A 26,272-nucleotide genomic window follows, 5' to 3' on the forward strand; every position below is an offset into this window, starting at 1 on the left:
CCTGCTTTCTGAAAAACAGGCCCAAAGCAAACTATTCCTCTTCCAGCACTTCTTCCAACTCCTCTCTTGCTTCATTGCCGGGAGCGGCTTTGTAGATAAGAGTGGAGCAGTTTTCGGGGCGGAGGATTTGTTGGGCTTGGCGGTGAATGTCTTCTGAGGTAACAGCCTGGATCAAGGCACCTTCTTCGTTCACGTGGTTGGGGTTGCCCATCAGTTTGCCCACAGCCAGGTTCAGAGCACGGTTCAGGAGTTCGATCTCTGAGAAGACAATGGAGGTTTCAGCCTGGTTTTTCACCTTCTGCAGTTCTTCGTCACTGATGTGCTCGGCGCTGATTCTTTCCACAATAGCTTCTACGGCGGCATTGGCTGCTTGTGGGTCAACGCCTACGTTCAGCTTTCCCTGAATGATGAGCAAGCCAGGTTCCATGGATCCGGTCGGGAAGGCAGAGATGGAGTTGAACAGCTTCTGCTCCTTTACTAGCTCATTATACAGCCTGGACGAATCTCCTCGACCCAGAACATCGCCTAGTAAATCGGCGGCATAATAGTCGGGGCTGGTGCGGGCGGGCATGTGGTAGGCTTTATAGAGGGCGGTTAGAGGCACTTCGGCCTCTACTTCCAGGTAGCGGGCCTCGGTTTGCGGAGGCTCTACAGGTAAGTTGCGCTCGTACCTTTCGCCGCTTGGGATTGGTCCGAACCATTTTTTGGCCAGTTCCTTTGCGCGTTCAAAGGTGATATTCCCTGCAACTATCAGTATGGCATTGGCCGGGGAGTAGTGTTTCTTAAAAAAGGCCCGCACGTCATCCATCACGGCATTCTCAATGTGGCTTACCTCCTTGCCAATGGTGGCCCACTGGTACGGGTGTTTTTTGTACGCCAGCGGCCGAAGCTTCAGCCACACATCGCCATAAGGCTGGTTGAGGTAGTTTTGCTTGAATTCCTCAACCACTACTTTGCGCTGCACTTCCAGGCCGTTCTCATTAAAAGCCAGGTCCAGCATGCGGTCAGACTCCAGCCAGAAACCGGTCTCAATGTTCTGGGCAGGTACGGTGAGGTAGTAATTGGTAATATCTGGTGAGGTGAAGGCGTTATTCTCTCCGCCGGCCTGTTGCAAAGGCTCATCATAGCTGGGCACGTTCACGGAACCGCTGAACATCAAGTGCTCAAACAAGTGGGCAAAACCTGTGTGCTGTTCGTCTTCATCGCGGGAGCCTACGTTATAGAGCACATTGAGCAACGCCAGGGGCGTGGTGTTGTCTTCGTGTACTATGCAGCGCAGGCCGTTATCTAAGGTGAATTCTTTATACTGAATCATATTCTAAAGTAAAGATGCTCCTTCTAAAAGGTATCATGCTAACGCGGAGAGCCTTGCGGTGTTGCAAGTGCTTTCCACGAGGCACATTTCGGAGCTGATTTTCTGAAATGGGCCTATAAACGACAAAAGTAAAAATAAGTAGGCTAGTATTTCGCCCCTTCATTCATCTCCGTAAATTTACATCTCGCAGAAAACGCGAAAACCATGAAATTCAACAGAAAAGACTATACAGACGACGATCTGCTGCACTTATACCGGGGCATTCTGAAACCCCGCATGATTGAGGAGAAAATGCTGATTTTGCTTCGTCAGGGCAAAGTGAGCAAGTGGTTCTCTGGCATCGGGCAAGAGGCTATCTCCGTGGGTTCTACCCTGGCCTTAGACCCGGACGAATACATTTTACCCCTGCACCGCAACCTGGGTGTGTTCACCTGCCGTGATATTCCGTTGGACCGCCTTTTTGCGCAGTTCCAAGGCAAAAGAACCGGCTTTACCAAAGGCCGTGACCGCTCTTTCCACTTCGGGAGCAATGAGCACCACATTGTGGGCATGATTTCGCACCTAGGCCCGCAGTTGGCTGTAGCCGATGGTATTGCTTTGGCTGAGATGCTGGACAAACGCGAAAAAGTGACCCTGGTGTACAGCGGTGACGGTGGTGCGAGTGAAGGTGATTTCCACGAAGCGCTCAACGTAGCGGCCGTGTGGGGACTGCCTGTGATCTTTGTGATCGAGAACAATGGCTACGGCTTGTCTACGCCCAGCAATGAGCAGTTCAAGTGTCAGTACTTTATTGACAAAGGCCCAGCCTACGGCATTGATGCGCTGCAGATAGACGGCAACAACGTACTGGAGGTGTATGACACCGTTCGGCAGGCCGCTTACAGCATCAGAAAGAATCCACGCCCTATGCTGATTGAGGCGATGACGTTCAGAATGCGTGGTCACGAAGAAGCCTCAGGTACCAAATACGTGCCGCAGGAACTGTTCGAGCGCTGGAGCAAAAAAGACCCGGTAGAGAACTTTGAGAAGTACCTGCTGGATGAAAAAGTGCTGACGCCGAAGCTGCTGGCCGCCATCCGCGAGGAGTTCCGAGAGGAAATTGAGCGAGGATTGGAAGTGGCGCACAACACGCCTATGCCTACTCCAGACGTGAAGGAAGAACTAGCCGATATGTACGCTCCGTTCATCCAGAACGTGATCAAGCCCAGAGACAGCGCCCGCTCAGAGCGACGCTTCGTAGATGCCATCTCCGATTCTCTTCGCCAAAGCCTAGAGCGGTATCCAGACTTGGTGATTATGGGGCAGGACATCGCTGAGTATGGTGGGGTATTCAAAGTGACGGAGGGCTTTGTGGAGAAGTTCGGGAAAGAGCGCATCCGCAACACGCCTTTGTGCGAGAGTGCCATACTGGGGATTGGCTTGGGCATGTCCATCCGGAAGAAGAAGTCGGTGGTGGAGATGCAGTTCGCCGATTTTGTGAGCGCTGGTTTCAGCCAGATTGTGAATAATTTGGCTAAAAGCCACTATCGCTGGGGCCAAAACGCTGATGTGGTGGTGCGCATGCCTACGGGTGCAGGTGCGGCGGCAGGTCCGTTCCACTCGCAGAGCAACGAGTCCTGGTTTTTCCACACGCCGGGCCTCAAGATTGTGTACCCGTCTACGCCGTATGATGCCAAAGGCTTGTTGAACGCGGCTATTGAAGACCCTAACCCGGTTATGTTCTTTGAGCACAAACTGTTGTACCGTTCCCTCACTGAGACCATTCCAGACGATTACTATACCGTGGAAATCGGGCGAGCCCGTTTAGCACAAGAAGGAAACGACTTCTCCATTATTACCTACGGTATGGGCGTGCATTGGGCCAAACAGCTTTTGAACACCATGCCAGAAGTATCTGCTGATATCTTAGATTTACGTTCGCTGTTGCCTTGGGACAAAGAAGCCGTTCGGCAGACGGTCACTAAAACCGGGCGCGTCATTGTGTTGCATGAAGACACTTTGACTGGTGGTATTGGCGCTGAGATTGCCGCCTGGATTTCAGAAAACTGCTTTACTCAGCTAGATGGCCCGGTGGTGCGTGTAGGTGGTTTAGATACCGCTATCCCGTTTGCCCCACCGCTGGAGCAGGAGTTTTTGCCGGTGAAAAGATTAAGAGAAAGAGTAGAGGCTCTTTTAAGTTTTTAAATCTGTGTTCTGTTTAGGGGCTGTTTTCTTTTAAATGGCCTCTAAACAAACAGAAGTAGCCAATGCAAATTGGTACACGTATACCATAAGCTGAAGTAAATATGAGAAAGGTACGCGTAACGATGGGGGTAGTGGTATTGTCCATGGGCCTGGCCTTGGGGGGCTGCAGCTCCAACAGAATTGCTTGCCCAGACGTCTCTGGCAAAAAGAAATTCTCTTTGTTCAAGAAGAAGGAAATCACCCAGGCAGACCAGGCGGATGAAGGCCGTGATATTGGAGGCCGGAACATGGACTTTGGTAAGGACGGACTTCTCAAAAAGAAGAAGACCCGTATTCCCACCCCTAAGCGCAAGAAGAGTTTACTAGAAAAAGTTGGGCTAGGATGAAACACACGCTACTCATTATTTTCCTTTGTGCTTTAGTCACCCTGGTGCTGGGTGCAAGTCAGCCAGCTTCCGCACAAACTGCTTATACCTCTTCCGGCCAGCAGAAGCGGGAACTCCGCAAGCATCTGAGAGCGGCCAAAAAAATGGAGACAGATTTTAGTGAATCACACCTGAACGTGGAAGCGTACAGTCACCGGAAGGGAGAAAGTGGCCGTAAATTGAAAAAAGACAGGAAAAGAAACCAGTTGGGCATCAGAGAAGACGGAACAGCAGTCATCAAGCCTCAGGTTTTTTCTAAAAAGAACGCGTTTAGTAGAACCAAAAAAAAATAATGTGGTTCAAGTTAAAGCAACCTATAGATCAGAATTATGCAATGGAATCCTATCAATAGCATTGAGCAAATAGAGCAGATCAAAGAAGAGTCAAAGGAACAGCCCGTAGTCATTTTCAAGCACAGTACTACCTGTTCTATCAGTGCCACCGCCAAAAGCAGGCTGGAACGGCAGTGGGATGATGCAGGTCTGGGAAATGTGAAACCTTACTACCTTGACTTGTTAAACTACAGACCAGTATCAGCGGAGATAGCCCAGTCTTTTGAAGTAAAGCATGAGTCTCCACAGCTCCTGTTCATCAAAGATGGCCAGTGCCGGTACCACGGCTCACACTTAGGAATCAATTTACAGGAAGTGAAAAAACTGGCTTCGTAAAAGAGCAGTTTATACAAGAGTAAAAGAAGTCCCGCAGTTGGTGTAGTTGAAACCCTTCTGCGGGATTTCTTTTTTATATCAAAAATGAAGGATATTTCGTTCTATATCAATGCAAAACATGTCTTTTTGGTGATGGTTGTAGGGCTGAGTAAAACGCTGAAAAGCTTGCTGTTGGTGCCTTAGGGGCTGTGTCACTAAAGGTGCCCTTTCGCTTATCAAAAGAAGCGTCTTGCGTAAAATTAGCCTTAAAACAACCTGGTGCCTTTGGGTGTTAGGAGAAACAGAAAGGAGGCGCTTTAGCTAAGTGCCAGAAAGCCGCTGATATGTTGGCGTGAATGAACGGAATGTCAAACCATGAAAGATTTGCAGGTGCCTCTAAAGTTATATACATTTAAACAAAACTTAGTCTTTTTCTCTGTGCGTAGATTTCTACTCGTGCTTGTGATAATATGCTTTCTTCCGGTTGGTCTGGCTTTGGCTCAGGTCGTAGAAGAAGAGGAAGGCTATTCCAGGGAGTTCACCTATGGGCTCAACTTCAATTCTAATGGTGGGCTTCTGGGCGGAGCTATGATCAAGCAGGTGTACCATCTGGGCGGCAAATGGTACCAATTCTATGCTCTGGAAGGAGTAGAAGTAAAACACCCTAAAGAAACCCGCCTGCAGAACCTGCAGAACGGAGCCTCTTTTGTGAAGGGAAAAAGCAACTATCTGTTCGTGCTCAGGCCGCAGTACGGTAGGGAATATACCTTCTTTAGAAAAGCCCCTGAATCTGGGGTGCAGGTAAACGGAATAGTGGCCGCCGGGCCTTCCATTGGTATTCTGGCGCCTTACTTCATTGAGTATGACCGTAGCAACTATGTGCTGGACCCCAGAACCCAGCAATATTATTTAGTAGGCCCTGTACAGATCAGTACCGAGCAGTATGACCCTAATGTGCACACCAACGAAGGATTGATAGTGGGTGCTCCCGGGGTATTTAAAGGCTTAAGCGAGCCAGCCTTCAGGGTGGGTGCCAATGCCAAAGTAGGGGTTTCCTTTGAGTACGGCCGCTATATGGAGAGCGTCACAGGTATTGAAGTAGGTATGTTGGTAGAGGCGTTTGCCGGAGACATGACCATGATTCCCAGCGCCCCCAAACGGAACGTATTCTCCTCTGTTTACCTCACGTTGTATTACGGGCGTCGCCGTTGAACGATCCAACCCTTTTGGCTGTTTTTTGCCTATCCGCTCCTCACTTAGTACCTTTGTACCATGGATCAATTGATTGCGTTGCCGGTTATCCAACCTGCTGAAGCTCAAACTAAACCCCGTAAGCCAGACTGGCTGCGCGTGAAATTGCCGGTAGGCAAAGAATACGCCAAAGTCAGACAACTGGTAGATACCTATAAACTACATACTATCTGCGAAAGCGGAAACTGCCCGAACATGGGAGAGTGCTGGGGTGCCGGTACTGCCACCTTCATGATTCTGGGCAACGTATGTACCCGCTCCTGTTCTTTCTGCGCTGTGGCCACTGGCCGGCCAAACGAGTATGACTTAGATGAGCCTAGGCGCGTAGCTGAAGCCATTCAACTCATGGGCGTGAAGCATGCGGTGATCACCTCGGTGAACCGTGACGAGCTGAAAGACCGTGGCGCCAGTGTATGGCATGAGACTGTTGTGCAGATCAAGAACCTTTCGCCGGAAACCACCATTGAAACGCTTATCCCAGACGTGAAAGCCAACTGGGAAGCTTTGGATGTGATGATTTCAGCCGGGCAGGAAGTGGTGTCGCACAACATGGAAACTGTTAGAAACCTGTACCGCCAGGTTCGCCCACAGGCCAAGTATGACCGCAGCTTAGAGCAGATTAAGCGTACAAAGGAGTATGGCAAACGCACCAAGAGTGGCATCATGTTAGGCTTGGGCGAAACCAAGGAGCAGGTGTACGAAGCCATGGATGACCTAGCCGCCAACGGTTTAGATATCCTCACCTTAGGTCAGTACCTGCAGCCTACCAAAATGCACATTGAGGTGGCCGAGTTCATCCACCCAGACTTGTTCGCTCATTACCGTGAAGAAGGCCTGAACCGTGGATTGAAGTATGTAGAATCTGGTCCGCTGGTGCGTTCTTCTTACCACGCAGAACGTCACGTGCACGTGTAGTTTCCAAGCTAATTTTCGTAAAACAGCAAAAAAGCCCCGCTAGCCAGCGGGGCTTTTTTTATGGTCATATTTGTACTATTTGTAGTAAAATTATTCGGGTAGTAAGAGGTTGAGGAGAGGTAAATTTGATTTACAAATTGAATAAAAATAATATAATCGTATTTAAACCAGTGGGTGCGGTTTTCCCGCATTAGGGGTGAAATAAAAACTTCTGCTCCTTTATTTATCTCTACCTTGCAGCGAAATCTACTCATATGCGCTGTAAAAAAGCATTTTCTTAACCTAAAATTCTTGAAAAGACTCAAGCAGTCAGGCGTGCTATCAGAACAAGTGTTTCTGCTTTACCTGCCCATCTTGCATCTTTCTAACAAGTCAAAACTTTTACTCGGTAGCAAAGTACATGCAGGTGCTTTATTCCTATATAGGAATATCTGAGATTATTTTATTATCCCTATTTCCTTTACCACTTCATATGAAGAAACTTTTACTTGTATTGGCAGCATTGTTTGCTGTTTTTTCCTCTTCTAATGCTCAAACCTTAACGCCTCCCTTTTTGGGAGCGGCGCGCGAGTACGCGGTGTTAGGCAGTAGTACCGTTACTAACACCGGGAGCAGCATTGTGTATGGTGATCTGGGTACCTCGCCCGGTGTTGCGGTGGTTGGTTTTCCCACAGGCAAGGTGCTCGGCGATATCGAACGGAACACGGCTGCGGCGGCTACCGCTAAAAACGATGTTGTGCGGGTGTACAACGAGCTGGAACAATTCACTTCTACCCGCAATTTAACCGGGCAAACGCTAGGAGAGGGTTTTGCCCCTGGAACTGCGGCCATAAACGGAACCACTTTAACTAGGGGTATTTACAAATTTGATGGGAATGCACGCATTAGTGGTCGCCTGAAGTTTGACGGCCAGGGAAACCCCAACTCAGTGTTCATCATCCAGGTGAACGGTGACCTGGTTATTGATCCGGGTTCCGCCATCAATGTTTTCAATGCCAACCCCAACAATATCTTCTTTCGGGTAACCGGGAATGTGACCATCGGGACCGGAGGGATGTTGGCAACGCCTTCAACTTTAAACGGAAACTTTGTAGTGCAGAATGACGCCATCTTAAGCCTTGGCTCCACCTTGGTGGGGCGGGTACTTTCCACAAGCGGAGCCGTTACACTCAATAACAATAATATTTCTTTGCCTGAGCCTCTGACCACCGGCGGCGGTAATGATGGGGATGGAGGAACTGGTGGCGGCGGAACAACACCGGGAAGCGCTAACCTAAGTATCACCAAGTCGGTGAACAACACCACGGTTACTCTTGGAGAAAATGTGATGTATACTGTCAGAGTCACAAACTCCGGCTCAGTAGACGCTACCAATGTAACTGTGAGCGACAGACTGCCTGAGGGCTTGGCCTTGGTGCCACCAGCTGAAGCAGACAAAGGAGCCTACAACGCTAACACCGGAATCTGGACCATCGGCACCTTGCCGGCAAATCAAACGGCTACATTACGCATCACGGCAAAAACTTTAGCTCTCGGGGAAGTCACCAACATTGCCGTCATCGAGAACAACGGCGGAACTGATGAAGCAACCATCTGCGTGCGTCCGGCCAGACCTAATGTAGTAGGACCAAAGGAAGTATGCGTGGGTGGAACTACCACCTTTACCGTTAGCAATGTTTCTGTTGGCGTGACAAGCCTCGCCATTGTGGCACCAGCTAACAGCGGGCTCACCATTGAGTCACAGTCGTTGACTTCCTTCACTGTAAGAGCAAGTGCTAGCACCTTGCCAGGCACCTATCCTATCTCGGTGATAGCGGTAACCTCGGGGAACTGTCAGAACAGCCTTGCTTTCCCAATTGAATTGGTGGTGAGAACAGCTCCTGTTACTCCGGTCATTACTGGTCCTGCAACTGCTTTGTGCGCTGGAACTACCTACCAATACAGCATCAGTCAACCAGAAGCGGGAGTAACCTATACCTGGAGCGTATCTGGCACAGGCTGGGAAGTAATTGGTGCCGCCACTGGTGCGCAGGTGCAAGTGAAAGCAGGTACTGGCTCAGGAAGAGTAACGGTTGTAGCTTCTAACACTTGTGGTACGGCTACTGCCTCTACTGCAGATGTGACACCGGGAACCCCGGCCGCTACGCCAGTGATCATGGACAATAGCGGCCCGTGTACTGGTTTAACCTACGCCATCTCAAATCCGGTAGCGGGTGTGACGTACACCTGGACAGCACCGGCTGGCTTCACGTTTGCCGATAACAGCACAACCGCTACTGGTACTACCGTGACGCTAAAGGCGACTACTGCATATGCGGTTGGTACCCTCAAGGTGACTGCCAGCACAGCGGGTTCTGCCTGCGCCAGCGACGAGGCCACTGTAGAAGTAAGAGCAGCTGATGCCGGTTCTGAGATTGTGGTTCCAACGGTCTTCAGCCCGAATGGCGATGGTATAAACGACTCCTTCGTGATCCGGAACCTGCTAAACTTCCCTGACAATGATATTGTCATCTACAACCGTTGGGGCAATGAAATCTACAAAACAAAAAACTACAAGAATGACTGGCGGGCTACTGGCCTGGAAGAAGCCACTTACTTCTATGTACTGAATGTGCGGGGCTGTGACGGCAAGAACCAGGTATTCAGAGGACCGGTGCAGGTAGTGCGCTAAACGCAGGTAGTTCAAACATCATATTTCCCTTAGAAATGAAAAGAATCTTTATCATATTGATCACTGTGCTGGCTGCAGGTAGCAGCTGGGCACAGCACCGGTCACAGTTTTCGCAGTACATCTTCAACCAACTGGTCATTAATCCGGCCTATGCAGGCAGCAAGGAAACCCTAACTCTTAACGCTTTCCACCGCACCCAATGGGTAGGTTTACAGGGAGCGCCAAACACCCAAACCTTCAGCATTGACGGGCTTACCAACAACAAGCACCTGGGGCTTGGTTTCCATGCCACCCGTGATGAGATTTTTGCCCAAAACCGTAAGAACATTGAGGTAGACGCAGCGGTCAAACTGCCGGTAAGCGAAACCGGAATCCTTTCCTTCGGGTTAGCGGCTGGCGTTTCCCACTTTGCGGTAGACGGTTCTAAACTGATCACCGGCAATGATCAGGAAGATCCGGCGGTAATTAATGCACAAAAGGAAACCACCTGGAGCCCTAGCTTGAAAGCGGGTATCTTCTTCCACACAGAGCGTTTCTACGCTGGTGTTTCCGTGACCGATTTACTGGGCATTGACAAAGACATCAACTATGACCCCGAGCGGCACTATTTTTTCAACATCGGGTACGTGGCCGACATCAGCCACAACATCAAGGTGAAGCCCAGCATCATGCTGAAGGAGAACTTTGATGGACCTACAAACGTGGATTTCAATACCTTCTTCTTGTTTGGCGAGCGCATTTGGTTAGGTGCCAGCTACCGTACGGCCATGAACATTTTCAAAAATGATTTCGAAGCGAAGGGGCTTTCCTCTAAAGATGCAGTAGTAGCCATGGCTGATTTGTACGTGACCAAGCGGTTGCGCCTGGGCTATGCCCATGACTTTTCGCTGCACGGCAACATGAATGATTTGAGCACCCATGAAATATCTGTTGGCTACAGTTTCTTGAAAAAGGAAGCGACCAAAATGGTAACCCCGCGGTATTTCTAATTTCTAACCAGAAGCTTCTATGCATAACATATACAAATCACTTTTACTTTCCTTTCTTGCTGGTAGCCTTGCCTTGAGCGGTTGCCAGACTACCCGTAAAGCTGACCGGTTGTACGAGAACTTTGATTACTCGCTGGCCATAGAGGAGTACCAGGAGGTCTTTGCCCAAAAGGAGCCCACCTTGCAGGGTGCCCAACGCTTAGCTGATGCTTACCGCCTGACGGGTCGCACGAAAGAAGCCGAGGAATGGTATGCCAAAGTAGTGGCCATGCCCGAGGCAAATCCTATTAACACGTTTTACTATGCTGAGGCGCTGAGAAGCAACGGCAAGTACTTCGAGGCTAAAACCCAGTACCAGAACTACGCCATAAAAGTGCCCGCTGAAGCAGCTTTAGCCAACGCGAAAGCACAAGCATCAGACGCCGCTTTGAAGTTATTGGAAGAGCCCGCTTCTGCTATTGTGGTAAACGAAACCCAGATAAACTCCGGCAATGCTGACTTCAGCCCCACGGTGTATGAGCAAGGCATTCTGTTTACCTCAGACCGTGGCGGAAACGTGAGCAGCAACAAAGACGTGGACGCCGGCACTTACGGCTGGACCGGGCGCCCCTACCTGCAAATGTTCTATGCCCAGCGCAACGAAGACAGTACCTGGCAAATGCCCGCCATTGCGGGCGCTGCCCTTAACTCAGTGTACCATGATGGTCCTGCAGTGATGGACTCTGCCAATACTACCCTCTACTTCACCCGTACCCACATGGTGGAGAAAAAGCAGAAAGACCTAAACGTAGACCCCACCAGTTGGGTGAAAAAGTCGCTTTCCAGTGACTACGTGAACCGTTTGGAGATCTTTTCGGCCCGCCGCGAAGGAGCCAACTGGAATGAAGCAAAACCCTTCGCCTATAATAAGGTGGAGGAATACAGCGTGGGTCACCCGGCCATCTCGCCAGACGGACAAGTGCTCTACTTCGTGTCTGATAAACCTGGCGGCTACGGCGAGGCAGATATCTACTATTCAGAATTACAAGCAGACGGCACCTGGGGGCAACCTATGAACGCCGGCAACATGGTGAATACCGTGGGCAAAGAGATGTTCCCGGGGTTCGACCAGAACGGAAACCTTTATTTCTCGTCAGATACGCACCCTGGCTTTGGTGGCTTGGATGTCTTCAAGGTGAAAGGAAGCCGTGCTGCCTGGAGCAAGCCTGAAAACCTGCACGCACCTATCAACTCGCCTAAGGATGACTTTGGAATGGTGTTCATGCGTGGGGCTGCCAACGCCCAGGTTGGGTATTTGTCTTCTAACCGGGACAGCAACAACGGCACAGATGACATCTATTCTTTCAAACTGTTGAGCAACGCGGTTCTGTATGTGACCACCCTGGAAAGAGTGCAGGTGAAAGGCAAACGCAGTATCAACCAGCCTCTGGCCGATGTGCGATTGAAACTGACACCAAAAGAAACCAATGACTCCGTGGTCGCTTTCTCTGACCGAAACGGTGAATACAAGTTTGGGGTGCTGAAAGGAACGACCTATGACTTAGTGGGCGACAAATTCGGGTATCTGACCCAATCTGCTCTGGTAGCCATTGACACCGTGAAGTTAGCCGATACCACCCGGGTGACCCTCATCTTTGACAAAAGCCAGAAAGAACAGAGCATTGCCATGGACAACATCTACTATGACCTGGACAAATGGAACATCCGGCCAGATGCCGCCCTGGAACTAGACAAGCTGGTGCGCATGCTCAAAGACAATCCTAGCATTAAGATTGAGTTAGGCTCCCATACAGACAGCCGTGAAGGCCATGGCTATAACCAGATGTTATCTGAGCGCCGGGCGCAGTCGGCGGTGGAATACCTGGTGAGCCAAGGCATCTCTAGAAATCGACTTACCTGGAAAGGTTACGGTGAAACAGTCCTGATCAACGGCTGCGCCGATGGGGTGGAGTGTACCGAAGACCAGCACCAACTCAACCGCAGAACCGAATTTAAGATCAAATAGCGTTTTGCTTGTAAGAATCCAAAACAGCCTCAAAACAAAAGAGCCACCCATGCAGGTGGCTCTTTTGTTTTGAGGCTGTTTTTAGAAAAGCAACTAATTAGCGGCGGGCAGTAGCTCTCTCATCAGTTTGAGGAGGGAACTTTGCCAGAATGCTGGAAACAATCAGCTGAACTTTCTCATCAGTTAAGGACCGCTCCGTAGCGGCGGTTTCGCTGCTACCGCGCCAGATCAACTCATTTGATTTGGCGTCTACTACGTCCAGAATCAAAGTGCCTTGCTGATAATCCTGCAGGGTGGAGGTGTTAAACATTCGGTTGTAGCCATACGCATAGCGGTAGCCATACCAATAACCAAACCCAATAGACGGGATGCTTACAAAGTCAGGGCTTAAACGCTGCTGGTTCTCGATGGTAAAATCATAGGCCAACAACATGTCTGGTTTGTCAGAAGCGGAAGCCTTCTGGAAGCCGCGGCGCTGCATTTCTGTTTCTACTGCGTTTTTCACACGTTTATCTAAAAACGTGGTGTATCTGCGGTTGGTGGAATCCTTTGCCACAGGTTGGTCCTGGTACCAGCGCCAGGTTTTGTACGCCTGGAAGTTGGTGCCTTTGTCAAAATCAGTGGCAACGTTGTAGGTAGTGGCGCAACCAGTGAAACCTACCACCAGCAGTGCCATCATCATTCCCGTTACCAACTTCGCTATCTTATTGAATGGTTTCATTGATTTGTACAGTTTTAGTGTGGTTGAAGAAAGAGAAAGAACGTCGTGTAAAAGGCCTTTTCTGCTTGCAATAATAACATATAAGCAAGAAAGATTGTTTCTAAGGACATCACTTTCGTACAATTGAAACGCAAAAACTATGCCCAGATTATACCATCTGGTTTATTCTAAAAACCTTTTTTCAACGCTCGTCTACTGCCATTTTCAAGCCTCTTTTGGTGAAACAAGGTGAAAACAAAAACGCCTACGGAAGCTCCGCAGGCGTTTTCTTATAAATGAAATTGATGAAAGCTTAGATGGCTTTCATCTCTTGTCCTTGCTCATTGTACGCTTCAATAGGAGCGCAGCTGCACACCAGGTTACGGTCGCCGTAAGCGCTGTCAATACGGCTTACAGTTGGCCAGAATTTGGCCGTGCGGGTGTAAGGCACTGGGTAAACGGCTCTTTCACGAGTGTACGGGAACGTCCAGTTTTCTGCCAAAGCTACGTGCGCCGGGTGCGGAGCATTCTTCAACAGGTTGTTTTTCTGGTCAGCTTTGCCTTCCTCTACTTCCCGGATTTCCTCCCGAATAGAGATCATTGCATCACAGAAACGATCCAGTTCTTCTTTGCTCTCACTCTCGGTAGGCTCCACCATCAAGGTACCCGCTACCGGGAATGATACCGTAGGCGCGTGGAAACCGTAGTCCATCAAACGCTTCGCGATGTCTTCTACTTCTACACCGGCCTTCTTGAATGAGCGGCAGTCCAAAATCATCTCGTGGGCGCAACGACCGTTAGAACCTACGTACAGTACTGGGTAGTGCTCTTCCAGACGCGCCTTGATGTAGTTCGCGTTCAGAATCGCCATTTTAGTAGCCTCGGTCAAGCCTTCGCCGCCCATCATGTTGATGTAGGCGTAAGAGATTGGCAGAATGCTGGCGCTACCCCAAGGTGCCGCTGATACCGCATTGATCGCCTCTGGACGTTCCAAGTCTACTACGGCGTGGCCTGGTAAGAAAGGAGCCAGATCCGCTACTACGCCAATCGGGCCTACGCCTGGTCCACCACCACCGTGCGGAATACAGAAAGTCTTATGCAGGTTCAGGTGACACACGTCCGCGCCGATGTTCGCCGGGGAAGTCAAGCCTACCTGGGCGTTCATGTTGGCACCATCCATGTACACGCGGCCACCGTTCTGGTGAATGATCTCGCAGATTTCAATGATGCTTTCCTCGTACACCCCGTGGGTAGATGGGTAGGTCACCATCAGGCAAGACAGATCATCTTTGTGCTCCTCGGCTTTGGCGCGAAGATCAGCTACGTCAATGTTTCCGCGCTCATCGCACTTCACAATCACTACTTTCATACCAGCCATTACCGCCGAGGCAGGGTTAGTGCCGTGCGCAGAAGACGGGATCAAAGAGATGTTACGATGATGATCGCCGCAGGCTTCGTGGTAGGCTCTGATAACCATTAGACCGGCGTATTCACCTTGCGCACCGGAGTTCGGTTGTAAGCTCATGGCCGCAAAACCAGTCACTTCGCATAACCAAGTTTCCAGGTCCTGGAAGATTTGCGCGTAGCCTTGGGCTTGATCTGCAGGGGCAAACGGGTGCATCTGCCCGATCTCTGGCCAGGTCACTGGAATCATCTCGGCGGTGGCGTTCAATTTCATGGTGCAGGAACCCAACGGAATCATGCCGTGCGCCAAAGAGAAGTCTTTGTTCTCTAAGTACTTCATGTAGCGCAGGATTTCGCTTTCAGAGTGGTACTTGTTGAACACTTCGGCTTGCAAGTACGGAGAGGTACGGATCAAGGCTTCTGGCCAGGTAATATCAGTTTCTTCGGGAATGGCATCCAGTTCCAGCGTAGCATCCGGTTTTCCGGCTACTTTCGCGAAAACAGCCAGAATATCCTTCACCTCGTCCAGATCAGTGTTCTGGTTCAGGGAGATACCAATGTTATTATTGTCCCCGAAATAACGGAAGTTAATCTGCGTGGCTTCGGCTTCCTGACGGATGGCTTGCTGCAACTCAGCACTCTCGATGCGCAGGTTCAGCGTATCAAAATAGTTTTCGTTTAGCTGCTCAAAGCCTAAACGCTCCAAGCCTTTCTCCAAAATCTGAGTCAGGCTGTGGATGTTCAGACCAATGTATTTCAAGCGACGTGGTCCGTGGTACACGGCGTACATGCCGGCCATTACGGCCAATAGTACCTGCGCGGTACAGATGTTGGACGTTGCTTTCTCGCGGCGGATGTGTTGCTCACGGGTTTGCAAGGCCATGCGGTAGGCTTTCTGCCCGAACGCATCCTGTGACAAGCCAATGATACGGCCCGGGATAGAACGCTTGTATTCATCTTTAGTCGCGAAGAAACCAGCGTGTGGTCCACCATACCCCATAGGCACCCCGAAGCGTTGCGAAGAACCAACTACTACGTCGGCCCCCATCTCGCCCGGTGATTTCAACAAGGTCAAGCTCAGCAGGTCAGCAGCCACGGCCACCGGTACACTTGCTTCGTGAGCTTGCGCGATAAAATCAGTATAGTCAAACACCTCGCCGTCGGCGGCTGGGTATTGCACCAAAGCCCCGAACAGCGTGTCGTCCTGTAAGTTCAGCTCGCGGTGATCACCTAGTACCAACTCAATGCCCAATGGCGTAGCGCGGGAAAGTAATACGTCAATGGTTTGCGGCAATACCTGGTCAGACACAAAGTAGCGGTTCGCGTTTTTACGGGCACCTTTGCGCAGAGAATACTGCAGGTTCATGGCCTCAGCGGCAGCGGTAGCCTCATCCAACAAAGACGCATTAGCGATGGCCATGCCGGTCAGGTCAATGATCAGGGTCTGATAATTAATCAACGCCTCTAAACGGCCTTGGGCAATCTCAGCCTGGTAAGGAGTGTAAGCGGTATACCAACCTGGATTCTCCAGAATGTTCCGCTGGATAACCGGAGGAAGAATAGTATCATGGTACCCTAACCCGATGTAAGATTTGTACAGTTTGTTCTGCTTCGCAATCTTGGCAAACTTCCGGAGGAAATCACGCTCAGTTAACGGAGCAGGAAGGTTCAACGGTCTTTTCAGGCGGATAGCCGGCGGAACCGTTTCATCTATCAGTTGGTCTAGTGACGCTGCCCCAATGGTCTGCAGCATATCCTGCATCTGCTCTTTTACAGGGCCGTTGTGGCGCTCCTTGAAGATGTCGGCAGGCTTGGTTTTAAAGATCATTTATCGCTGGAATTAAGGTAGATAAGTTTCTTTTGTCTGTTAACAAACGTTTGGTGCAAATGATTTAACAAAAGTACAGGTTAAAATTCACTATTTACAGAGGGAGCCCTTAAATTGCCATACAGGCTGTGGGAGAGTTATGGTTTTTACCTTGTTTTGAAGAAATTGCCTTGAAACATTCGTCGTGCTCTTGATCATCCCCTATGAAAAAGCTGAAAATTGGTGTGCTGCGTGAAGGAAAAGTACCGGTAGACAAACGGGTGCCCCTTACCCCTAAAAAATGCTCGGAAGTGTTACAGACTTTTCCGCAGGTGCAGTTAGTGGTCCAGCCCAGCCCCATCCGCTGTTTCTCGGACGAAGAGTACGCTGACCTGGGCATTCCGCTGAAAGAAGACCTGAGCAACTGCGATGTGCTGTTTGGCGTGAAGGAAGTGCCCTTAAATCAATTGATTCCAAACAAGACGTACTTCTTCTTTTCGCACACTATCAAGAAACAAGCCCATAATCAGAAATTGCTGCAGGCTATCCTGGAGAAGAACATCACCATGATTGATTATGAGACCATCACCAACGCCCATGGCGAACGGGAAGTGGCCTTCGGAAGATGGGCCGGGATTGTAGGAGCGTACAACGGCCTGCTCACATATGGCCGTAAATGGAACCTGTATCACCTGAAGCCCGCGCACCAATGCCAGGACATGGAAGACATGCTGGAGGAGTTCTTCAAGGTAAAAACTTTGCCCAGCATCAAGATTGCGGTAACCGGTGGCGGAAGGGTGGCGCAAGGCGCCCTGGAGGTGCTGGAGCGGATGGGGATTAAGAAAGTAAGCGTCTTTGACTACCTGTACAAAGAGTTCTCTGAGCCGGTGTTTGCGCAACTGCGTTCGTCGCATTACCATGAGCGGCCCGATGTGGAGGTATGGGATTCGCAGGATTTCTACCACAACCCACATCTGTATAAATCTACCTTTCAGAAATTCTCCAGGGTAACTGATCTGCTCATGGCCTGCGCTTATTGGAACCCGGCGGCACCCGTGCTCTTCACCCGGGAAGACATGCAACGCCCGGATTTCAGGATTAACACCATTGCCGACATCACCTGTGACGTGGACGGATCTATACCTTGCACCAAACGGGCGGCTACCATTGCCGATCCAGCGTATGACTACAATCCAGCGACAGGGGAGCTAGAAGAGGCGTATTCCTCAGAGAAGAACATCACCATTATGGCGGTAGATAACCTGCCCTGTGAATTGCCTCGCAACGCCTCCCGTGATTTTAGCCGGCAGATCATAGATAAGATTTTGCCCCACCTGTTTAACGGAGATCAGGATGGAGTATTGAAGAATGCCACCATTGCAAAGGATGGAAAGCTTTGTGAGAAGTACAGCTACTTGCAAGACTATGCGTTTCCTGGTCAGGAATCTACTCCCAAGCAGATAATGAAATCAAACTAGGGGTACTATTAGTTTAAAGAAATACTAGAGGAAAAGCTGTATTTTTCCTCTAGGCAAGAGGTCTGCGAGATCCACTGTAGAGAAGAAGCAATGTCTTCAAAATACTGCATCTCGAACGGTATGGAAAGAAATTGACAGTAGACCAAGTGGTTTAAGTTTAGCTGTCCTAGCCCACTAAAGGACTCTAGTATTGCTACCTTTTTAAGTGACGTTCTAAGAAGTAATGGTAAAACTTCGTCTATAAACCAATCCTGGTCCTGTGGGGGTAGGCTGTGCATTCTTCTAATGTCATAGATGCCCGCTTCTATTTTATTAGAGGTGATAAATTCAACTACTGAAAGAATAGATTGCCTGAATGTGTTGCTAGATACAAAGCCATTATAGGTTATGTGCACAGAGTAGCGATTCATGCTCACTTGCACGTTTGTATAAGACAAATTTTGGTACGTTAAGTCCACTGAATTGGGTTTGATACTTGTTGTTGAGGTCCGAGGGATACAAATATAGCGCTTTCTTAATGTTGTATATAATTTTGATGTAAAAAAATTGAATAATTTTATAAACCCCTGAAACTAAAATAAATCCGCTGGGGAGAACTGTAGAGTTCATTCAACGGATTTATTCCAACTTAATATAAAAGTACTTCTACTGATTTTCTACCTTATCGGCTACGCCATCTTCTACTGGTTCATCTTGTACTGAGATGGTATCAGTAGGGGCAAGTGCCGAGTCTGCTTCCGCTTCAATCTCATTAGCTGCTGATTCTGCCGTGTTTTCAACATTTTGAGCAGTTTTTGATTCGCATGAGGCAAACCCGAAAGTCACTGCCAAAGCAGCTGCAGCCAAAACCTTTGATCCTTTTTTCATAGTCTTCTTGTTATAGTTACGTTAGTGACTTTATACGGCAAATACACAGTTTAGATTGATGACTATGAATAAGCCACATCCGCGCCTCTAATAAGTTGACTACTCCATGCTATTTTGGAATGTAACTATTTATATACAATTCGTCTTGAGATTTGAATGACCACCATTAAGCTTATGAATAAGCAAATTAGGTGTGAACTAAAGCTTCTTTATTGCTCTAGTTTTGAGAGAATCAAGGCTATTTGAAGTGGAAAGAAGAGAGTAATAAATGGGTATTAATACGGCTTTTTAATGTTAAATAATTGTTAATAAAGGAGCAGAATTAATGATGATGTATGTGCAAAGGTCTGATTTATAGATATATGCTGGTGTTCGTATATCTTTATATTGTTGCATTTAATTTATTTAATATTGTAAAAATACCTGTCCAAAATATAATTGAAGTCGTTTATAAAGTGGGTAAAGGATTTTAATTAAACTAAAAATTAAATCAAGCCAATGTTCTATCACGATCGCAGATTACAGTACAAAGTAAGGGTTGACAAACCCAATCCAGCATTTGCCAAAATGCTGCAACAAGCCATAGGGGGTATTGAAGGGGAAATTAGAGTGTGTTTGCAGTACCTGTTCCAGGCATGGGGCAATAGGGGCCCAGTGAAATACAAGAATATGCTCCTTGAAACCGGAACCGAAGAGATTGGGCATATTGAGATGCTAGCCACCGCGGTGGCGCTAAACCTGGAGGGTGCTACTACTTCTCTGAAAGACCAGATTGTAGGAGCAAACCCGGTAGTAGGGGCTGTTATGGGCGGTATGGATCCCCGGCACTTCCTTTCTACCGGTCTAGCAGCCATGGCGGCAGACAGCAACGGCGTGCCCTTTAACGGATCCTGGGTGGTAGCTACCGGAAATATAGCTGCAGATATGATTGCCAACGTGAATGCTGAGTCCAGCGGACGGGTGCTGGCTACCCGTTTATGGGAGGCTACAGATGACCCAGGCATGAAAGACATGCTTTCGTTTTTGATTGCCCGTGACACCATGCACCAGAACCAGTGGTTAGCGGTGATTGAAGAATTAGGTGGTTTAAAACAACAGTTCCCAATACCTAACAGCTTCCCGCAAAATGAGGAAGTGCAAGGCTTCAATTATTCGTTTGTCACCACCAATATCTACAAAGACCAGGAAGCATTTGGCCGCTGGGCTGAAGGACCGTCTATGGACGGTAAAGGTACCTTCCAGATGGTGCCAGGTGAGCCGCTAGGCGATATTCCAATTTTACCGCCCCCTGCCCCTGAAGGGCACGCGCAGACAGAGCAGATGACAGGTGCTGCCGGTGGCGGAATAGTAGATAAAATCAAAGATGCTCTTTGAGCTTGACGTAGTGTAGGTTGATGAAAAAGCCTTCCTTCAGTTACAGAAGGAAGGCTTTTTTTATGCGGGCTGTAACTGCTCTTTCCGGTACAAACCGTCCAGCTTTTGCTTGCCTTGCTTGATGGCAAAAAACGGGGCATCATCAGAGACGCTCCAGTAAATGTCTGTGATCTCAGCTACCGGACCAGATGGCTGGTTGGCGGGCCGCACCCATTCGCCAAAGGTGAAGGGCAGCCATGAAATGGAAGAGAACAGATCTGGCCTTACCTTAAACTCCTCGTCTGAGTAGCGCAGCATTAGCCAACCGTTTATTTCTCCAATCTTTTCAAATACTTTGTTGTGGGGTTCTAATGACTCAAACTCCTTTCGGTTGGCCGGGTGGATGTGGGCGTAGCCATATCCCGGAAACCAGGAGTATAAACCAAACTCAAGGCTTTTCTTAGGCATAATTCCTTTCTCTTATTCTGTACAGACTGGCTCCCTCACAGGGTGATTTCCAGTTCCTGGGCCATGGCCTGTACAATCTCTCTCGCGTAATTTTTAGAAATAACCAGTTCGCCGGTCTGGCTGTAATGGGTAATAATGCTTTGGTCCAGCAGCATAGGCGTGGCGTAGGCGCCGTAGCGTTCAATCAAAGCGCGTTGCACCGTGCAAAGCAACTCCCGCCGGGCTTCGGTCTCTGGAGTCTTCAGCCGGGGCGGGAACGGGTTAGGAGGCATCCGGTTAGGCACCTGGCGTTTCTTGGCTTCTTTCAGAGAACCGTTGATAATCCGTTGCAGCTGCTCTGCGTATCTTTCCTGCTGTACCCGACCGTTGATGCCCTTGGTATGGTACAGCCATTCATTGATGCTTTGCTCCGGATTGCTCAGCAAAGCCATGAGCGCATTGGTGTTGATGACCTGTCCGGCCGGAATGTTCCACTTCTGTGCCAGATTGTCCCTGAAGTCATAGATGGGCTTCAGTATAAACTGCTGCAAAAGGGTAAGACGCTGCGGAAATTTAATCTTAAGGTGCGGTTCTTCCAGCTCTGTGTAGGTGATGGACTCCAGCAATTGGTCTTCCTCGTCCAACCAGGCCATACGGCCTAGGTCCTGCACTTTGGAGACCATGGTGTTTTTGAGCTCATGCAGGTACAGCACGTCCTGGGCGGCGTATTCCAGTTGCCGTTTAGACAAAGGCCGCTGGTTCCAGTTACTCATTTGCTGTGATTTGTCCAGGTGCAGGCCCAGTTCCTCTTCCAGAAGGGTGCCCAAGGCGGCCTTCGCGTAGTTCAGAATCTTGGCCGCCACTGCGGTGTCTACCAGCGTGCGTACCTGGCAGCCCAGCATGCTAAGCAGCATGAGGTCATTATTGGCGTGATGGAAAATCTTGACAACGGAAGGGTTCTCCAGAACATCCCAAAGGCCCTGAAGGTCAGTTAACGGAAAAGGGTCAATGATAAAGCAGGTATGCCCGTCAGAAATCTGAATCAGGCACAGTGTGAATCCATAGGTATAATGATGCTGGTCAAATTCCAGGTCTAAAGCTAGTTCGGGCCTCTGGCTTAAATGAGCGACAGCCTCTTGCAATGCTTCATCGGTTTGTACCACATGAACAGGCTTCCCCTCCAGAGTAAATGCAGGTTCCTTCATAATTTTTCAAATGTACCCAAAAAACAGGATAGTTGCTTGACGGGTAACGTTGGCGTGGCGTTGCCGCTTTTTACGTGTTTTCGCCAAAACAGCGCAAAATTGTCAACATTTGATCATACAATTGACTAACGAAAAGAAAAAGTGTAGCGTACCCGGAAAGAACCTTTAAGTAGGGCCTTTCTGCGGGGTACGCTACACTTTGAAAACTAGGAGCTTGAACCACCTTACGGGCAAGCTCTACACCTTTGTTTCTACTCTAAAAGGAAGCTCACGTCTACGGCAGCTGTGACGGTAATCTCGCCCAAGGCAAGGGTAGGGCCACCGCCAGCATCCATAGCAGATTCTCCCCGCAGAGCTATTTTTCCGTACATGACGGGTCTGGGGCCGCTGTTGCCGCTTTCATTTATCTGGTAAGGGCGCCCTACCTTAGAACCTAATTCAGAGGCCAGCATCATGGCTTTCTGCCTGGCGTCTTGTACTGCTTTCCTGCGGGCTTCCTCCTGGTGTTTTTTCAGTTGGGTGGTTTCATAAGTGATACCATCTACGCGGTTAGCACCCGCTTTGTAAAGACCAGCCATGAGCGCGTCAAACCGATCCAGCTTTTGCAGGGTAACGGAGATGGTTCTGCTGGCCTGAAAAGACTGTGGGGTTGTTTGGCCGTATTCCTGGCCGGAGTAGATAGGGAAAATAGACAAGTTCTCTGTCTGCACATGCTTGTCATCTATTCCGTTCTTCTTCAGGTAATTAATCAAAGCGGCTGTGCGCTGGTCTGCTACCTTTCGGGTTTCCTCCAGGGTCTTCTCCCTTATCTCTACGCCTACCCTAAAGGTGAGTTGATCGGGTTGTACTTTCACTTCACCCAAGCCGGAGGTGCTAACCAGAGGAGGTAGTTGGCCTTGCTGAGCGAAGGCCGGGGCCGCGAAAAAAAGGAACGCGGAGGCAAAAACGAGGGATAGGGCTTTTTTCATAGGATAGGGTTTATAGCATACAATTTTACAAGTACCATGCCGAAGTATCAAACCATACTGGTTTAACGTGCGCCACCGAGGCAGGAGTGTGTTCAAAGCCGCAGCCGTGTGTATCTTTGCACTTGTATCTGGCTTATTTACTTCTTTATGCAGCAGCACCTAACCATCTTTGATCCGTTTGAGGGAATGCGTTTTGGGAATCATATCTGTTTTCTCTGCGGCACTCGCGTGACAGCAGACCAGCAGACCCCCGTGTTTCCGGCCTGGCTCATGGAGAAGTATTCTCTTGGGCATGAGCCGCTGCGGTTGCTGGACCAGAGCGTGGTCACGTACCAGGACCTGAAGATTCCTTGCTGTGCGCAATGCCAAACCCAATACTTAGGGCCCTTAGAAGAAAAAGTGCAGGAGGCCGTAAGCAAGGGTGTGCCAGGCCTAAGGGCGATAGATGAAAAACTGCTGTTCCAGTGGATGGGCAAGATGTTCTACGGTACCCTCATTACGGAGCTGATCAAAGAGCAGAACCCTCTGGTGCGCCCAGAGTATGCGGTAAGCGAGCAGCCCAAAATGTTGCTGAAGTTTCAGTCCTTCTTCAGGGTGTTGCAATCTCTGCGGGTGCCCATGGTGTTCCCAGATTTTATCCCGGCTTCTATTTTTGTTATTGACGTAGACGCCTCCGCAGAGCCCAGCCAGTTTGAGTTTAGAGATGAACTGTCTACCATGATGTTCAGCCTTAGGTTAGACAATGCCCTGATTGTTTGCTGCCTCCTGGACAATGGTATGATCAAAGACTCCATGCGGCGCGTGTGGCAGGTGGTGGAGCCGAGGCAATTACAGCCCATTCAGGCCGCAGAGTTAAGTGCCCGTATTTTCTACGCCGGTTACCTGCTCAACGTGATTCCTGATTACCTCGTTCGGCCAGTGAAACCACAAGATGAGCACTTAGTCATGGACACACTCATTGATGATGTGACCAACGTAATCTTCAACCCATGGCAGCACAGTTCCTATGCCAAGCTCCTGGCAACTATGTGGGCCAAGTGGGGCATCACCCAGGAAGACATTCTTCGGGATCCGCAGGAGCCCTTAAGCATGCTCTTCTCTCCGGAAGGAGAATTCATTGAATTCCCTACCATACCGGGGCAAGCAAAATAAATTACCGAGGGACTTAGGTCATTACATCTAATCCTAATTTTAGAAGCGCCGCTTTGGGCCTGGTTTCGTAAAACCAGGCCCAAAGCGGCGCTTTTGTTACCGGCTATTACTAGAAAATGGGTTCAGGTTTAAAGGAATCTTTATAAGCAAATCTTGCTGTTTTGATAGTCCTGTTTTGCCATAAATCCCTCAGTATAAACCTCTCTTGAAAAGCTTCGTACGCTAGAAAGCAGCTTTGCTGTATTGATCTAAACAAAATAAAACTATGGCTGAAATAAACATTGAACCTAAAAAGCGATCTGGCTGGGGCTGGATTGTGGTGCTGCTGATACTGCTTCTGGTGGGTTATCTTCTGTATAGATATGTCTTTGAGGCACAGGGAGGCAATGCTGAGACAACCGGGGCTCCTACATCAGGAATGATTATGCCCGTGACTCCCGTTTTCCTGTCTAATTAACCAAGTACCTAAAAGCAATAACCATGGCAAACAACACAAACGACGGGCTGGCAAGACTAGCCCCTTTACATGATTTAAAGGATTTTAAGGTTGCCAATAACAACATGGATGTGAGGGGCTGGGAGGTAATTGGCTCAGACGGAAAACGCATTGGCAAAGTAGACGATCTCATTGTAGACCGTGAACTGATGAAAGTGCGCTACCTTGACATAGACGTAGACAAAGAACATGTGCTGGTAGACACAGACCCGCGCCACATTCTTATCCCTATCGGCGCGGCCCAGCTAGATGATGACAGTGACCAGGTGTTTGTAGGTCTGGACCAGATGGCGCTGGCCCGCTTCCCGTTCTATAAAGGCGGGGCAGTAGACTCTGACTATGAATACCGGGTAATGCACGCCATCACTAGCCCTACTGATACGTACAAGCAACAGTCTCAAGCCAGCACCCAGCAGGAGGTGTCTACTCCTAACGCAGAGTTTTACGGCCGTGAGCACTTCAACGAGGACCGATTTTACGGAAACCGGCACCAGCGCAACCAGCCCTTGTCTCATGATCAGGGGAACTTCCAAAATACAGGGTCACATGCAAACATGAACACAGACCCTGACTATAACTCTGATTCTCGTGGTTACAACTCAAACCAGGGCATGGGCTCTAATATGGGGTCCAATATGGGTTCTACTATGAGTGGAGGACCAGTGCAGGATGATATTGCCACAATTGAACGCCTGCGCGCCATGCTGGAGGAAGGAACCATCACTCAGGAAGAATTTACTGCTTTGAAACGGAAAGCCATTGGCTTGTAAGAAGCATTTGTTTTAGGGCTGTTTACAGAAAAACGGACCTAAAAAAGATTCTGAATTCTATGAAACAAAGAGCGCCCACTAATACAGCGGGCGCTCTTTGTTTCATAGAATAGATAAAGCTCACGGATAGTTATTGGTGATGCTTATGTCTGGGTTATTGGTAGTAGAAGCAGGATCATGCTCCTCTGGCGGCGTGAAGTGGCTCGGCCTTCTGGCATACCCTGGCCAGGTTCTTTTAATCTTGGAGTTGGTGCCACTTCTTTTCTTTTGTTTGGTAAGGGCATAGGTAGCCAAACCAGCCAGTGCTACCAACCCAGCGGTGGCCAACACCTTAGGAACGGTATTGTTCACGGTAGGCGGCAACTGTACCACCCCGCTTTCATCAGTGATGGCGGGTTCAGGCACGTAGCGTCCTTTGTTTGGGATAGCTAATTGATCAAATAAACGAGCCAGTTCATCTAACCCTTGTCTAAGTTCCAAGCCCCGCATAGGCAGACCGTGTCCGCTTGCCGCAACGGCAGGGTTCAAGTCTGCTAACTTTCTAACTGAGGAACGGGCAGAATCCCAATCTGGCGTGAAATACGCCGGAGGACCGCATACTTCCTGTTTCTGGGTAAGCACCGCCAAGGCAGATTCTGGTTTGCGGGTCACAAAGGCATCGCCAACCAGAAGCACCCGGTCATGCTCCCTGAAGTAGGAAACGTGCCCCGGTGAATGCCCAGGTGTTTCCATCCATTTCCACTCAGGTAGGAAGGGAACAGAACCATCGGTAGGTAGTGTCTCTAATCTGCCTTTAAAGTAAATAGGCTTCTTAGGATACATGAACGACAGGTACGCCATACCACCTCCGCCAACGCTGGAGTCTGGTGGTGGGTAACTGGACAAACCGGTTAGGTAAGGCAGCTCCAGCGGGTGCGCATACACCGGCACCTGCCAGATATCAGCCAGGGTTTGCAGAGCGCCTACGTGGTCAAAGTGGCCGTGCGTGAGCAGAATGGCCTTGGGCGGATTGCCCTTGCCAAACTTGTCTTCGGCGGCTTTTCTGATCCTATCGGCGGAGCCATACAGGCCTGCGTCTATCAACACCCAGGATTTGTCTGGGTTCTCCACGTAGTACAGGTTCACAAAGACAATTTCCATGCCCATGATCCCCGGTGCTACGGTGAAGGTGGAGTGCTGTTTTTGCCGAAGGGCGTCTGATAAATGATCTTGCATATACCTAT

The 26,272-nt window shown here is 49.4% G+C and carries 23 protein-coding genes; 14 read left to right on the forward strand and 9 right to left on the reverse strand.

The annotated features are described in order from the left end of the window. Positions 1-31: 31 nt before the first annotated feature. Positions 32-1,315 carry a M16 family metallopeptidase gene (locus DC20_RS09835; protein ID WP_062543677.1) on the reverse strand — a complete coding sequence of 428 codons (1,284 nt, stop codon included), beginning with the start codon at positions 1,313-1,315 and terminating at the stop codon, positions 32-34. A 204-nt stretch (positions 1,316-1,519) separates the two neighbouring features. Here DC20_RS09835 and DC20_RS09840 point away from each other — a divergent pair, with 204 nt between their 5' ends. From DC20_RS09840 to lipA, 6 genes are all read left to right on the forward strand, one after another. Then, positions 1,520-3,499 (forward strand): alpha-ketoacid dehydrogenase subunit alpha/beta, encoded by a 1,980-nt coding sequence (locus DC20_RS09840; protein WP_062543678.1) that lies wholly within the window; start codon positions 1,520-1,522, stop codon positions 3,497-3,499. 101 nt (positions 3,500-3,600) lie between these two features. Next, positions 3,601-3,885 carry a hypothetical protein gene (locus DC20_RS09845; protein WP_157593122.1) on the forward strand — a complete coding sequence of 95 codons (285 nt, stop codon included), beginning with the start codon at positions 3,601-3,603 and terminating at the stop codon, positions 3,883-3,885. Beyond that, positions 3,882-4,217: a hypothetical protein gene (locus DC20_RS09850; RefSeq protein WP_062543680.1), complete on the forward strand. Its 336-nt coding sequence runs from the start codon at positions 3,882-3,884 to the stop codon at positions 4,215-4,217. The genes DC20_RS09845 and DC20_RS09850 overlap by 4 nt, the downstream gene beginning before the upstream one ends. 36 nt (positions 4,218-4,253) lie before the next feature. After that, on the forward strand, positions 4,254-4,592 hold the full coding sequence (gene ytxJ, locus DC20_RS09855) for a bacillithiol system redox-active protein YtxJ (RefSeq protein ID WP_062543681.1): 339 nt from the start codon (positions 4,254-4,256) through the stop codon (positions 4,590-4,592). A gap of 441 nt (positions 4,593-5,033) precedes the next feature. Next, the gene (locus DC20_RS09860) at positions 5,034-5,783 is read left to right on the forward strand and encodes a hypothetical protein (RefSeq protein ID WP_245652333.1); all 750 of its coding nucleotides are present in this window, start codon (positions 5,034-5,036) and stop codon (positions 5,781-5,783) included. A gap of 69 nt (positions 5,784-5,852) precedes the next feature. After that, positions 5,853-6,737 (forward strand): lipoyl synthase, encoded by an 885-nt coding sequence (gene lipA, locus DC20_RS09865; RefSeq protein ID WP_062545899.1) that lies wholly within the window; start codon positions 5,853-5,855, stop codon positions 6,735-6,737. Between the two features lie 8 nt (positions 6,738-6,745). Here the strand turns inward: lipA and DC20_RS09870 are convergent, their stop codons facing one another. Continuing rightward, positions 6,746-6,991 carry a hypothetical protein gene (locus DC20_RS09870; RefSeq protein ID WP_062543682.1) on the reverse strand — a complete coding sequence of 82 codons (246 nt, stop codon included), beginning with the start codon at positions 6,989-6,991 and terminating at the stop codon, positions 6,746-6,748. A 218-nt stretch (positions 6,992-7,209) separates the two neighbouring features. On the opposite strand from DC20_RS09870, the gene DC20_RS09875 reads away from it, so the two are divergent. From DC20_RS09875 to DC20_RS09885, 3 genes are read left to right on the forward strand one after another with little or no spacing between them, the layout of a single operon-like run. Continuing rightward, the gene (locus tag DC20_RS09875) at positions 7,210-9,408 is read left to right on the forward strand and encodes an ice-binding family protein (RefSeq protein WP_169788174.1); all 2,199 of its coding nucleotides are present in this window, start codon (positions 7,210-7,212) and stop codon (positions 9,406-9,408) included. Between the two features lie 35 nt (positions 9,409-9,443). Further along, positions 9,444-10,397, forward strand: a complete 954-nt coding sequence (locus DC20_RS09880; RefSeq protein ID WP_062543684.1) for a PorP/SprF family type IX secretion system membrane protein — start codon at positions 9,444-9,446, stop codon at positions 10,395-10,397. A 19-nt stretch (positions 10,398-10,416) separates the two neighbouring features. Next, positions 10,417-12,402 carry an OmpA family protein gene (locus DC20_RS09885; RefSeq protein WP_062543685.1) on the forward strand — a complete coding sequence of 662 codons (1,986 nt, stop codon included), beginning with the start codon at positions 10,417-10,419 and terminating at the stop codon, positions 12,400-12,402. Positions 12,403-12,499: 97 nt separating this feature from the next. Here the strand turns inward: DC20_RS09885 and DC20_RS09890 are convergent, their stop codons facing one another. Together DC20_RS09890 and gcvP are read right to left on the reverse strand one after the other, a co-directional pair. Further along, positions 12,500-13,123, reverse strand: coding sequence for a DUF4136 domain-containing protein (locus tag DC20_RS09890; protein WP_083470292.1), 624 nt, complete (start codon positions 13,121-13,123; stop codon positions 12,500-12,502). Positions 13,124-13,415: 292 nt separating this feature from the next. Further along, a complete protein-coding gene (gene gcvP / locus DC20_RS09895; protein WP_062543687.1) occupies positions 13,416-16,334 on the reverse strand; it encodes an aminomethyl-transferring glycine dehydrogenase in 2,919 nt (972 codons plus the stop codon). Between the two features lie 203 nt (positions 16,335-16,537). On the opposite strand from gcvP, the gene DC20_RS09900 reads away from it, so the two are divergent. Next, positions 16,538-17,791, forward strand: coding sequence for an NAD(P)-dependent oxidoreductase (locus DC20_RS09900; RefSeq protein WP_062543688.1), 1,254 nt, complete (start codon positions 16,538-16,540; stop codon positions 17,789-17,791). Positions 17,792-18,436: 645 nt separating this feature from the next. Here the strand turns inward: DC20_RS09900 and DC20_RS09910 are convergent. Then, positions 18,437-18,658, reverse strand: coding sequence for a hypothetical protein (locus DC20_RS09910; protein WP_062543690.1), 222 nt, complete (start codon positions 18,656-18,658; stop codon positions 18,437-18,439). A gap of 498 nt (positions 18,659-19,156) precedes the next feature. Between DC20_RS09910 and DC20_RS09915 the strand changes: the two genes are divergently transcribed. Beyond that, on the forward strand, positions 19,157-20,032 hold the full coding sequence (locus DC20_RS09915; protein ID WP_062543691.1) for a manganese catalase family protein: 876 nt from the start codon (positions 19,157-19,159) through the stop codon (positions 20,030-20,032). A gap of 60 nt (positions 20,033-20,092) precedes the next feature. Here the strand turns inward: DC20_RS09915 and DC20_RS09920 are convergent, their stop codons facing one another. The 3 genes from DC20_RS09920 to DC20_RS09930 all read right to left on the reverse strand — a co-directional run bounded on the left by DC20_RS09920 (position 20,093) and on the right by DC20_RS09930 (position 22,631). Next, positions 20,093-20,479: a DUF6960 family protein gene (locus DC20_RS09920; protein WP_062543692.1), complete on the reverse strand. Its 387-nt coding sequence runs from the start codon at positions 20,477-20,479 to the stop codon at positions 20,093-20,095. A gap of 35 nt (positions 20,480-20,514) precedes the next feature. After that, entirely contained in the window at positions 20,515-21,663 is a 1,149-nt protein-coding gene (locus tag DC20_RS09925; RefSeq protein ID WP_062543693.1) for a ribonuclease D, read from the reverse strand. Positions 21,664-21,914: 251 nt separating this feature from the next. Further along, a complete protein-coding gene (locus DC20_RS09930; RefSeq protein WP_062543694.1) occupies positions 21,915-22,631 on the reverse strand; it encodes an SIMPL domain-containing protein in 717 nt (238 codons plus the stop codon). 147 nt (positions 22,632-22,778) lie between these two features. On the opposite strand from DC20_RS09930, the gene DC20_RS09935 reads away from it, so the two are divergent. The 3 genes from DC20_RS09935 (at position 22,779) to DC20_RS09945 (ending at position 25,049) form a co-directional block, all read left to right on the forward strand. Continuing rightward, on the forward strand, positions 22,779-23,783 hold the full coding sequence (locus DC20_RS09935; protein ID WP_062543695.1) for a hypothetical protein: 1,005 nt from the start codon (positions 22,779-22,781) through the stop codon (positions 23,781-23,783). A gap of 265 nt (positions 23,784-24,048) precedes the next feature. Continuing rightward, on the forward strand, positions 24,049-24,240 hold the full coding sequence (locus tag DC20_RS09940) for a hypothetical protein (protein WP_062543696.1): 192 nt from the start codon (positions 24,049-24,051) through the stop codon (positions 24,238-24,240). Positions 24,241-24,263: 23 nt separating this feature from the next. Further along, entirely contained in the window at positions 24,264-25,049 is a 786-nt protein-coding gene (locus DC20_RS09945; protein ID WP_062543697.1) for a PRC-barrel domain-containing protein, read from the forward strand. A gap of 120 nt (positions 25,050-25,169) precedes the next feature. Here the strand turns inward: DC20_RS09945 and DC20_RS09950 are convergent, their stop codons facing one another. Next, positions 25,170-26,264: an MBL fold metallo-hydrolase gene (locus DC20_RS09950; RefSeq protein WP_245652334.1), complete on the reverse strand. Its 1,095-nt coding sequence runs from the start codon at positions 26,262-26,264 to the stop codon at positions 25,170-25,172. Positions 26,265-26,272: the final 8 nt, after the last annotated feature.

It is taken from the genome of Rufibacter tibetensis (assembly GCF_001310085.1).
Lineage (GTDB): Bacteria > Bacteroidota > Bacteroidia > Cytophagales > Hymenobacteraceae > Nibribacter > Nibribacter tibetensis.

Coding starts and splice junctions, on each gene's coding strand:
- DC20_RS09920 (WP_062543692.1), bottom strand. CDS start 20,479: ATGCCTAAGAAAAGCCTTGAGTTTGGTTTATACTCCTGGTTTCCGGGA.
- DC20_RS09890 (WP_083470292.1), bottom strand. CDS start 13,123: ATGAAACCATTCAATAAGATAGCGAAGTTGGTAACGGGAATGATGATG.
- DC20_RS09880 (WP_062543684.1), top strand. CDS start 9,444: ATGAAAAGAATCTTTATCATATTGATCACTGTGCTGGCTGCAGGTAGC.
- DC20_RS09900 (WP_062543688.1), top strand. CDS start 16,538: ATGAAAAAGCTGAAAATTGGTGTGCTGCGTGAAGGAAAAGTACCGGTA.
- ytxJ (WP_062543681.1), top strand. CDS start 4,254: ATGCAATGGAATCCTATCAATAGCATTGAGCAAATAGAGCAGATCAAA.
- DC20_RS09870 (WP_062543682.1), bottom strand. CDS start 6,991: ATGAGTAGATTTCGCTGCAAGGTAGAGATAAATAAAGGAGCAGAAGTT.
- DC20_RS09850 (WP_062543680.1), top strand. CDS start 3,882: ATGAAACACACGCTACTCATTATTTTCCTTTGTGCTTTAGTCACCCTG.
- DC20_RS09835 (WP_062543677.1), bottom strand. CDS start 1,315: ATGATTCAGTATAAAGAATTCACCTTAGATAACGGCCTGCGCTGCATA.
- DC20_RS09915 (WP_062543691.1), top strand. CDS start 19,157: ATGTTCTATCACGATCGCAGATTACAGTACAAAGTAAGGGTTGACAAA.
- DC20_RS09950 (WP_245652334.1), bottom strand. CDS start 26,264: ATGCAAGATCATTTATCAGACGCCCTTCGGCAAAAACAGCACTCCACC.
- DC20_RS09925 (WP_062543693.1), bottom strand. CDS start 21,663: ATGAAGGAACCTGCATTTACTCTGGAGGGGAAGCCTGTTCATGTGGTA.
- DC20_RS09935 (WP_062543695.1), top strand. CDS start 22,779: ATGCAGCAGCACCTAACCATCTTTGATCCGTTTGAGGGAATGCGTTTT.
- DC20_RS09910 (WP_062543690.1), bottom strand. CDS start 18,658: ATGAAAAAAGGATCAAAGGTTTTGGCTGCAGCTGCTTTGGCAGTGACT.
- DC20_RS09845 (WP_157593122.1), top strand. CDS start 3,601: ATGAGAAAGGTACGCGTAACGATGGGGGTAGTGGTATTGTCCATGGGC.
- DC20_RS09940 (WP_062543696.1), top strand. CDS start 24,049: ATGGCTGAAATAAACATTGAACCTAAAAAGCGATCTGGCTGGGGCTGG.
- DC20_RS09840 (WP_062543678.1), top strand. CDS start 1,520: ATGAAATTCAACAGAAAAGACTATACAGACGACGATCTGCTGCACTTA.
- DC20_RS09930 (WP_062543694.1), bottom strand. CDS start 22,631: ATGAAAAAAGCCCTATCCCTCGTTTTTGCCTCCGCGTTCCTTTTTTTC.
- DC20_RS09875 (WP_169788174.1), top strand. CDS start 7,210: ATGAAGAAACTTTTACTTGTATTGGCAGCATTGTTTGCTGTTTTTTCC.
- gcvP (WP_062543687.1), bottom strand. CDS start 16,334: ATGATCTTTAAAACCAAGCCTGCCGACATCTTCAAGGAGCGCCACAAC.
- DC20_RS09885 (WP_062543685.1), top strand. CDS start 10,417: ATGCATAACATATACAAATCACTTTTACTTTCCTTTCTTGCTGGTAGC.
- DC20_RS09945 (WP_062543697.1), top strand. CDS start 24,264: ATGGCAAACAACACAAACGACGGGCTGGCAAGACTAGCCCCTTTACAT.